Annotated in this window: 1 protein-coding gene; it reads right to left on the bottom strand. The window is 67.1% G+C overall.

Annotated features, from left to right (window positions below):
• Nucleotides 1–57 precede the first annotated feature (57 nt).
• Complete coding sequence (locus tag A5727_RS19960) at nucleotides 58–10302, bottom strand: amino acid adenylation domain-containing protein (RefSeq protein WP_502687697.1); 10245 nt, start codon at nucleotides 10300–10302, stop codon at nucleotides 58–60.
• Nucleotides 10303–10317: the final 15 nt, after the last annotated feature.

A 10317-nucleotide genomic window follows, 5' to 3' on the forward strand; every position in this document is an offset into this window, starting at 1 on the left:
CCAGACGCCTCACCGCTCGACAGTTCACGTTGCTGACCGTGGAGCGGAACCGATTGTTCAGCGGCCCAGCATCTTCTGAAGCTCAGCTCCGTACTGGTTGAGCGCCTCGTCCGTCAGCATCTCGTAGTGGGTGCAGCCGACGGCATGTACCGCAAGTTCGCCGCTGACCCGCCGTCGCCACCACCTGCGCTGCGCCAGGACGGCCCAGCGCGATCGCACTGGACGCGACGTGGGACCGAGACGGGGCAGGTGCGCTGCGGCGAAGATCACCGCATCACCATTGACCACCCCTGCACGATGTCGCATGAGAAGCCGCCGGTTGGCATTGATACTGCGCGTCATCAGCCCCAGGATCTCCTGTGAGGGAATAACCAGGCCAGTGCTTGAATTCTCCTCGACCGTCTCCATGGCCTGCCGGCGGGTCAGCCTCCGTCCCTTGGCCGGAACTGGAATCCGGTTGACCCGCAGCAGCTGCTTCAGAACACTGGCCTCGTCCATTGTGGTGCCAGGCACAAAGACCTGGATCGCTCTCAGCGACGGATCCAACAGGATCAGGTTTTCGACCACACATCCGCGCCGCTGCAACTCCGCTGCCATTTCGTGCGCGACCACCCCGCCGAAAGACCAGCCCAGAAGGTTGTACGGCCCTGTCGGACAGCGTGACTGAAGCCGGTCGGCGTAATTGATGGCCATGCTTCGGATCGACTCGGGTTCGACCTCACCCTCACCCGCGACCTGGTTGATCCCGATGATCGGGCAGTCCAGAAGCTCACCCAGTCTGCGATAGGGCCAGCTCAGCCCGAATCCGTCGTGGATGCAGCACAGAGGTGTACCGGTCCCGGGGCGGAGGATCTCCAGGGGCAGCACTCGATCGACGTCGTCGGGTCCACCAGGCGCAGCGAGGCGATCACTGAGACCCGCGACGGTCGGGGCCTCGAACAGCGTCCGCACCGCGATCTGGGAGTCGAACGCGTTGTTCACCGCCGCCACCAGCCGCATCGCCGACAGCGAATCCCCGCCCCGGTCAAAGAACGAATCGTCCACACCGACCCGCTCGACAGCAAGAACCGCAGTGAAGATGCCCGTCAGGATCTCCTCAGTCGGAGTACTCGGCGCCCGGTATCCGTCACCAGCGTCCTGATACTCCGGAGCCGGAAGGGCACGGCGATCCAGCTTCCCGTTGACGGTCAACGGCAGCGTGCCGATGACCACGATCGCCGCGGGCACCATGTAACCCGGCAACCGCTCAGCCAATGCCGCACGAAGTGTGGTGGGCTCACAGTCGCCCACCACGTAACCGACCAGACGCTTATCCTCGGGGCGCTCCCCGCGAACGATCACGGCGGCCTGCTCGACGCCATCCAGATCAGCCAACACCGCCTGGATCTCACCCAACTCGATGCGATACCCGCGAATCTTGACCTGATCGTCGGCGCGGCCCAGATACCGCAACTGCCCATCGGCACCCCACCGCACCAGATCCCCCGTCCGGTACATCCGAACACCCACACCACCGAACGGACACGCCACAAACCGCGACGCCGTCAACCCCGCACGACCCATATACCCCACACCCACACCGGAACCGGCCACATACAACTCACCGACCACACCCACCGGCACCGGACGCAACCACGGATCCAACACAAACAACGACGCCCCGGGCACCGGCCGTCCGATCGGGACCACCTGCGATCCAGCTTTCAGAGGTGCGCTGATAGCGGCGTAGATGGTGGCTTCAGTCGGCCCGTAGGCGTTGATCATCACCCGTCCCGGCGCCCACCGGTCCACGAGGTCCGGCGGGCACGCCTCACCGGCGACGACCAGCGACAACGAACCGAGACCCTCCTGCGGCATCATCGCCAACGCCGACGGCGTCTGACTGAGCACCGTGACGTGTTCGGCCACCAACAGTGCCCGGAACTCCTCCGGCGATGCCGCGACCTCCTCTGGCACCACCACCAATCGGCCGCCACCGAGCAGGGGGACGAAGACATCCCAGACCGAGACGTCGAAGGCGTAGGAGTGCCACTGCGTCCACACCCCTTCCCGCGGAAGGTCGACCGGTGATGACGCCAACAGCTGAAGCACATTGGCATGGGTGATCGCCACCCCCTTGGGGTTTCCCGTGGTGCCCGAGGTGTAGATCAGATAGGCGATGTCATCACCGGCGGGAGCGGGCAACGCCGTCGTCGGCTGCTCGCCAATCCGATGATCGTCAACCACAACCGTGGGCAGATCGTGACCTTCCAGGCGATGGCGCAGCTCGGATGACGTGATGGCTGCGACTGGGGCCGCATCGTCGAGAACGAACCCGATTCGCGTGTCCGGGTGGGCTGGATCGATCGGCACGTAGGCCGCCCCCGTCTTCAGGGCTCCCAAGATTGCGACGATCGCGTCCGCCGATCGGTTCATCAGCAACACCACGTGCTCGCCTGGGCCTGCACCGTGCTCGACCAGCGCATGCGCCAATCGGTTTGAGGCTTCGTCCAGTTCCCGGTACGTCAAGGACCGCCCGCGGTCACTCAGCGCAACGGCATCTGGGGACCGGGCCACCTGCGCCGCGAACACCGCGGGGATGGACTCCGGCGTCATCGGGTGCGAGGTCAATGCCGCCCGGTTGCCCCACTGCGCCAACTCGGCGGACTCGGCATCGTCGAGCAGGTCGATCGACGAAAGCGGTTGCGTCACGTCCGAGGTGATCGCGACCAGCACCCGTCTCAAACACTGCGCCAACCTCTCGACAGTCGCGGTGTCGAACACGTCAGTGCGGAACTCAACTGCACCACCGATCCCCGCCGGTGCACCGTCTGAGTCCCATCGCTCGCCGAGGGAGAACGACAGGTCCATGCGCGCGACGTGGCTGTCCATCGCCACCTGGGTGATCGCGACCTCACCAAGCGACAGAGACGGCATCGCGTTGCCGCCCTGCCCGGCGAAGTTCTGCCACGCCAGCAGGACCTGAACCAGAGGATGGTGAGCCAACGACCGCGCCGGGTTGAGCCGGTCCACCAGCACCTCGAACGGCACGTCCTGATGCTCATAGGCGGCCAGGCTGCGCTGGCGCACCTGCTCCACAACGTCGGCAGCCGTGGGATCCCCGTCGATCTGAACGCGAAGCACCAACGTGTTGACGAAGAACCCCACCAGGTCATCAAGAGCCGGATCCCGGCGGCCCGCAATCGAAAACCCTGTCGCCACATCAGAACTGGCGGTGATCTTGGACAGCAGGATACTCAGGGCGGCCTGCACCACCATGAAACTCGTCGCGTTGTGCGCACGGGCCAGGTCATTCACCGCCTGCTGCAACTCAGCCGGCCAGTCCACCGGCACACTGGCACCCCGATAGTCGGCCACCGCCGGATACGGCCGGTCGTTGGGCAGCTCCAATCGGTCCGGTATACCGGCCAGCGCGTCCTGCCAGTACGCCAACTGCAGGGCAACCCGGCTGCCGGCGTCGTCGATATCGCCGAGTTCCCGCCGTTGCCACAACGTGAAATCGGCGTACTGCACCGGCAGCGGAGTCCATGCGGGCGCATCGCCGCGCTGCCGCGCCTCGTACGCCGCAGCGAGATCTCTCACCAGCGGGGTGATCGACCAACCATCCCCCGCGATGTGGTGCACAAGCCCAACAAACACGTGCTCCTGCTCTGCGACGCGGAAAAGCACTGCACGGAAGGGAATCTCGGTGGACAGGTCGAGACAATGCCCGGCTGCGGCCATGATCTCCTGCTCCAACCGGTCAGACGACCACCCGCCCGCATCGACGACACGCCACCCGAACTCCACTCTCGACGCGGGCAGCACCACCTGCTGCGGAACACCTTCGGGTGCCACGAACACCGTCCGCAGGCTCTCATGCCGCCCGACCACGTCGGCCAGTGCGGCCTCCAAGGCCTCGACGTCGAGATCGCCACTGAGCCGCAACGCCACCGGCATGTTGTAAACCGGCGACGGCCCCTGCAGCTGATCCAGGAACCACAACCGACTCTGAGCAAACGACAACGGCACCACATCCGGCCGTTCCACCGGCACCAGGGGTTCGAAGCGATCACCGAAGTCACCAGTGCGGGGTGCCAGCGCAGCGATGGTCGGGCCCTCGAACAACGCCCGCACCGAAAGCTGCGATCCGAGAGCCCTGTTCAATTCAGCGACGACACGCATCGCTGACAGCGAGTTGCCGCCCAGATCGAAGAACGAGTCGTCCACACCGACCCGATCCACACCGAGGACATCCGCGTAAATTCCGGCGAGAATCTCCTCGACCGGGTCCGACGGCGCCCGGTACGGGACACCAGCGTCCACGTGATCCGGTGCCGGCAGCGAACGCTTGTCGAGTTTTCCGTTGACCGTCAGCGGCAACGCGTCGACGACCATCACCGCGGACGGCACCATGTAGGAGGGCAGCCGGTCCGCAAGCTGGGCACGAATCTGTCGTGGATCCGCCGTACCGGTGATGTAACCGACCAGGCGCATGTCTCCAGGACGGTCCTCCCGCGCGACCACCGCGACCTGGTCAACCCCGTCGATCCCGCCGAGCGCTGCCTGCACGTCACCGAGTTCGATGCGGTAGCCACGGATCTTGACCTGTTCGTCGGCGCGGCCCAGATAGTGCAGCTGTCCGTCCTCGCCCCAGCGCACCAGGTCGCCGGTGCGGTACATCCGTGCCCCACCGGCTCCGAACGGGCACGCCACGAACCGCGAGCCGGTCAGCCCGGGCCGCCCCACGTAGCCCGTGGCGACACCGGCTCCGGCGACGTACAGCTCGCCCACCGCGCCCGCGGGCACCGGTCGCAACCACGTATCGAGGACGAAGAACGCCGAGCCTGCGGTGGGCGCGCCGATCGGCACCACAGCCGACCCGGCGGACAGCGGAGCGCTGAACGATGTGTACCAGGTCTCGGTGGGTCCGTATCCGTTGAGCATCAACCGCCCCGGCGCCCAGAGATCCACGAGATCCGGCGGACACGCCTCACCCGCAACCACGAGGGCCACGGCGTCCAAACCCTCGGGACTCAATGCCGAAGCGGCCGAAGGAGTCTGATTGAGCACCGTGACACCCTCGGCGACCAGCAGGGCATGCAGGTCCGTGGGTGAGGTCGCGACGCTCTCGGGCACCACGACCAGTCGTCCGCCCCCAAGAAGCGCACCGAACATCTCCCACACCGAGACGTCGAATGCCAGCGAATGCCACTGCGACCAGACCCCGTCACTCGGCAGGCCGAGATCCACCCACTGCAGCATGCGCGTCACGTTGGCGTGCGTGAGCGCCACGCCCTTGGGCGTCCCCGTCGTCCCGGAGGTGTAGATCAGGTACGCGAGGTCGTCCCCGCTCGGGAACGTCAACGCGGTGTCGGGCTGCGCCTCGATACGCGGGTCGGCGGCATCGATCGTCGGCGCCGCACACCCCTCGAGCAGCGAGTGCAATTTCGCGGTGGTCAACACCACGGTCGGCCCGGCATCGTCCAAAATCAACGCGATGCGGGCCGCTGGGGTCGCCGGGTCGATGGGCAGGTAGGCCGCGCCCGTCTTGAGCACCGCAAGCACCGCCACGATCGCCTGCGCCGACCGTGGCATCAGCAGCGCCACGCAGCACCCCGGCCCCACCCCCTCAGCAACCAGCAGGTGCGCCAGCCGGTTCGACGCCGTGTCCAGTTCGCGGTAGGTCAGGGTGCGGCCCTCGAACGTCATCGCGGGCGAATCCGGCGACCGGCCGACGACTTGAGCGAACACCGATGGTATCGACACCGGCTCGGGCACAGCGCTTTCGAGGGCGGGGGTGTTTCCCCAGCGGTCCAGTCGTTCCCGTTCGCCGTCATCGAGCAGATCGATCCCGGACAGGCGCGCCTCCGGATCCGTCGCCATGGCGGCCAGCACCCGTTGCAGTCGCCCGAGCAGTGCCCTGACCCGGTCGGGGTCGAATACAGCGCTGTCGTATTCGACGCGGATGGTCGATTCGTCGCCGGGCAGCACCAGGACGGTGAGTGGGTAGTGGGTGGATTCGCGGGTGACGACGTCGGCGACGGCCACACCGTCGGCGCCGGTGAGTTCTGCGACGTCGATCGGGTAGTTCTCGAAGACGAACAGCGTGTCGAACAGCACCTCGTGACCGGTGACGCGATGGATCTCACTGAGCGCGACGTGCTGATGGTCCAGGGTGTCGTTGTGCACGGTCTTCAATTGGTCGAGCAGCCCCACGGTGGTGGTGTCGATACCCATCTCCGCGCGCATCGGCACGGTGTTGATCATCAGACCGACGATCGACTCGACACCGGGCAGTTCAGGTGAGCGCCCCGACACGGTGACGCCGAACGCGATGTCGCGCTGGCCCGTCAGGGCCGACAGCATCATGGCCCAACCGGCCTGCAGCACAGTGTTCACCGTCGTGTGCTGCGAACGTGCCAGATCCGTCAACGCCTGCATCAGAGGCGACGGCACGGTCAGCAGTTCAACACCACGCTGCCCCAGGGCCATCCGATTCGGCGGACCCACCAGGGTGGGCGTCTCGAAGCCCACCAACACCTGCCGCCACACGGCATGGGCGGCGTCGTGGTCGCGGTCAGCAAGCCAGTCGACGAAATTTCGGAACGGCGTCGGCGCCGGCAACGCATGCCCGTAGTAGCCGGCGAAGATCTCCTTCAGCAGGATCGGCAGCGACCAGCCGTCCATCACGATGTGGTGCACCGTGAGCACGAACCGGTGTCGGCCCGGGGCGGTGCGGATCAGCGCCACCCGGAACACGGGGCCGCGCGCCAGATCGCACACCGCCGCGCGCTCGTCCGCGGACAGCTGCTCAACCTGCACTTCGGCGCCGATCTCGTCGAGTTCGACGTAGCGCCACGCGAGTTCACCCTGGGCGGGCAGAACCTGCACCGGCTCGTCGAAGCCTTCGAAGAACCGCGCCGACAGATTCGGATGGCGGCGCGCGACAGCGCGGGTCGCCTCACACAGCCGAGTGGCGTCCAGGGGGCCGTCGACAGTGACATCAAGCTGCAGGGTGTAGAGATCGTCGAGTTCGCCTGCACCCCTTGCGGTTCCGCTGTGGAAGAGCAGCCCCTGTTGCAGTGGGGTCAACGGCAGGATGTCGGCGAGGTCGACTTCGTCCGCCAGTTCGTCGATCTGCTGCTGGCTCAGCCGAGCCGGAGCGATATCCGATGGCGTCAAACCTCCCCCACCGCGCTGCACGTGCGCGCAGATGCCGGCCAGCGCCTCAAACCACAGTCGGGCCAGCCGGGCGACCTGCTCCTCGTCGAGAAGCGCGGGCGCCCACGTCCAGACCGCCTCCAGCCGCGGTCCCGCGTCACCCTCCACTGTGCTGGCATTGAGTTCGACGGTGTGCGCCAGCGAGATCGGCGGCGCCGCCGCCCCAACATCGGCCATGCCGTCCTGGTCGACGTGCCAGAAGTCCGGTGACGGCGCGGTGCCGCCACCCAGCCGTCCCAGATAGTTGAAGCCGATGGTCGGATCCTCAGCGGACAAGTCGACGTCGGCGTTGAGGTGACGCAGCAGACCGTAGGTCAGTCCATCCGGCAGCCCGCGCAACTGCTCCTTGGCGGCCTTGACGATCGCACCGACCGCGGCATCGCCCGCAACGATCCGGTCCCAGGTCAGACTCCCGACGGTCAGTGCCACCGGGTACTTCGCCGTGAACCACCCCACTGTGCGCGACAGGTCGACATCGCCCAAGTCCTCGTCACGCCCATGGGCCTCGACGTCGATCCCGATGGGCGCTGCGCCGGTGCCCGTCAGCTCCGCGATCGCCAGCCCGAACGCGATCAGCAGGATGTCGTTGACGCCTGCGTGGAACGCGGCGGGCACCTCCCCCAGCAGCCTCTCGGTGGTGGCGACGTCCAGCGACATCGACAGTGACCCCGCGTCGGCATACGTGTCGCGCTGCCGGTCGGTCGCCGGCAGCACCGGTGCGACACCCGCCACCCGTCGCCACGCGTCGGCCTGCGCCGCGACCTCCGCGCGGCCGGCGTACTCGGCCAAGAGCTCCGACCAGCGTTTGAAGGACGTGCCGGTGACGGGCAGCACGATCGGCTCTCCGCCCCGTCGCAGCATCCATGCGAGATTCAAGTCTTCCAACAGGATTCGCCACGACACACCGTCCACAGCGAGGTGATGCACGGTCAACGCCAACTGCTGGGTGTCGCCGACCCACAACGCCCGCAGCATCACGCCAGCGGCCGGGTCCAACGCCGACCGCGCATCGGCGAGCGCTTCCGCCGAGAGGGTCTCGACAGTCTGCACGCAGGATCGCGCGTCGACCGCGCCCTTCTCGGGCACGGACAGCACCCATCCGGCGTCGGCGTCCTCGCGGGCCCGCATTCGCAACATCGCATGCCGGTCCAGCAACGCCTGAACCACGGCGATCACGTCGTCCGCGATCACCCCATCCGGAGCCCTGACCACCACGGTCTGGCTGAACTGGTCGACCGGCCCGCGCAGGCTCCTCAGCCAGCCCATGATCGGGGTCGGCGTCACGTCTCCGATGCCCTCGTCGACCACACCGGCACCGTCGACGACGCCGGCCACCCTAGCCAGGCGGGCCACCGTCTGCTCGACGAAGACGTCCCGCGGCTTGCACAACACACCGGCGGCCCGCGCCCGGGCAACCACCTGCATCGACAGGATGCTGTCGCCGCCCAGTTCGAAGAACGAATCGTCGACTCCGACCCGGTCGAGCCCGAGGACCTGTGCGTAGATGTCGGCCAGCAGCTCCTCGGTGGGCGTGGACGGCGCCCGGTAGGCACCCTCGGCACCCTGATACTCAGGTGCGGGCAACGCCCGGGTGTCGAGTTTGTTGTTCGACGTCAGGGGCAGCGCCTCCAACCTCACCACCGCGACCGGCACCATGTAACCCGGTAACCGCTCCGCCAGCTCGGCACGCACCTGCACCGGGTCCGCGGTCCCGGTGATGTATCCGACCAGGCGCCTGTCGCCCGGGCGGTCCTCCCGCGCGATCACCGCGGCCTGTCTGACCCCGTCGGCCCGGGCAAGCGCCTCCTGCACCTCCCCCAGTTCGATCCGGTATCCACGAATCTTGACCTGTTCGTCGGCTCGGCCCAGATAGTGCAACTGACCGTTCTCGTCCCACCGGGCCCGGTCACCGGTGCGGTACATCCGTGCACCCGACCCGCCGAACGGGCATGCCACGAAACGTGATGCGGTCAAACCGGACCGGCCAAGGTACCCGTTCGCCACACCCGCGCCGGCCACGTACAGCTCACCGGCCACGCCGGCATCGACGGGACGCAGGAAGCTGTCCAGCACGAACAACGCGGCCTGCGGCACCGGCGTCCCGATCGGTGCACCGGTCTGCGGCGTCAACGGGGCGCTGATCGACACGCACATCGTGGTCTCAGTCGGCCCGTAGGCGTTGACCATCACGCGCCCAGGAGCCCACTGGTCCACCACCTCCGGGGGGCAGGCCTCCCCGGCCATCACCAGCGCGACGGACTCCAAACCAGACGGCGACAGCGCCGCCACCGCAGAGGGTGTCTGGGTCAACACGGTGACCCGCTCGTCGGCGAGCACGGCACCGAAGTCCTCGGGTGAGGCCGCCACCTCCTCGGGCACCACCACCACCCGGCCACCACGCAGCAGCGGGGCGAAGATCTCCCACACCGACACGTCGAATGCCAGCGAATGACACAGCGCCCACACTCCGGGGTTGGGCAGGCCTGCGTCGAGCGACCCGATCAACTGCGTCACGTTGTGATGGGTGACGGCAACACCTTTCGGAGTGCCAGTGGTCCCTGAGGTGTAGATCAGGTATGCGGTGTCCTCGGCGTCGGGCGCTGGGACCGGCGTACTCGGTTCAACCCCGATGCGGGGGTCGTCGAATTCGAGGATGTAGACCCCAGATCCGTCCAGTCGGTCCGCCAACTCGCCTGTGGTCAGGACGGCGACCGGGGCGGCATCGGCGAGGATGAACTCAATTCGCGCATCCGGCACCACGGGGTCTATCGGCAGATACGCGGCCCCGGACTTGACCACTGCGATGACCGCGACAACGGCCTCGACTGACCGGTGCGACAACAACGCCACGTGTCTGCCCGGCCGAGCTCCTCGCGAGATCAACAGGTGCGCCAGGCGATTCGATGCCTCATCGAGTTCGCGGTAGGTCATCGAGCGGCCCTGGGCACTCACTGCGACGATGTCGGGCGAGTGCGCCACGTGTTCGGCGAACATGGCCGGGATCGAGACCGCCGGCGGACCGGGCCGCGACAGGACCGATCGATTGGCCCACTCGTCGAGATCGTCGTGCTCGTCCTCGTCGAAGAGATCGATCGACAAGAGCCGTCGGGAGGC

The organism is Mycobacterium sp. ACS4331 (assembly GCF_001667265.1).
Taxonomy (GTDB): domain Bacteria; phylum Actinomycetota; class Actinomycetes; order Mycobacteriales; family Mycobacteriaceae; genus Mycobacterium.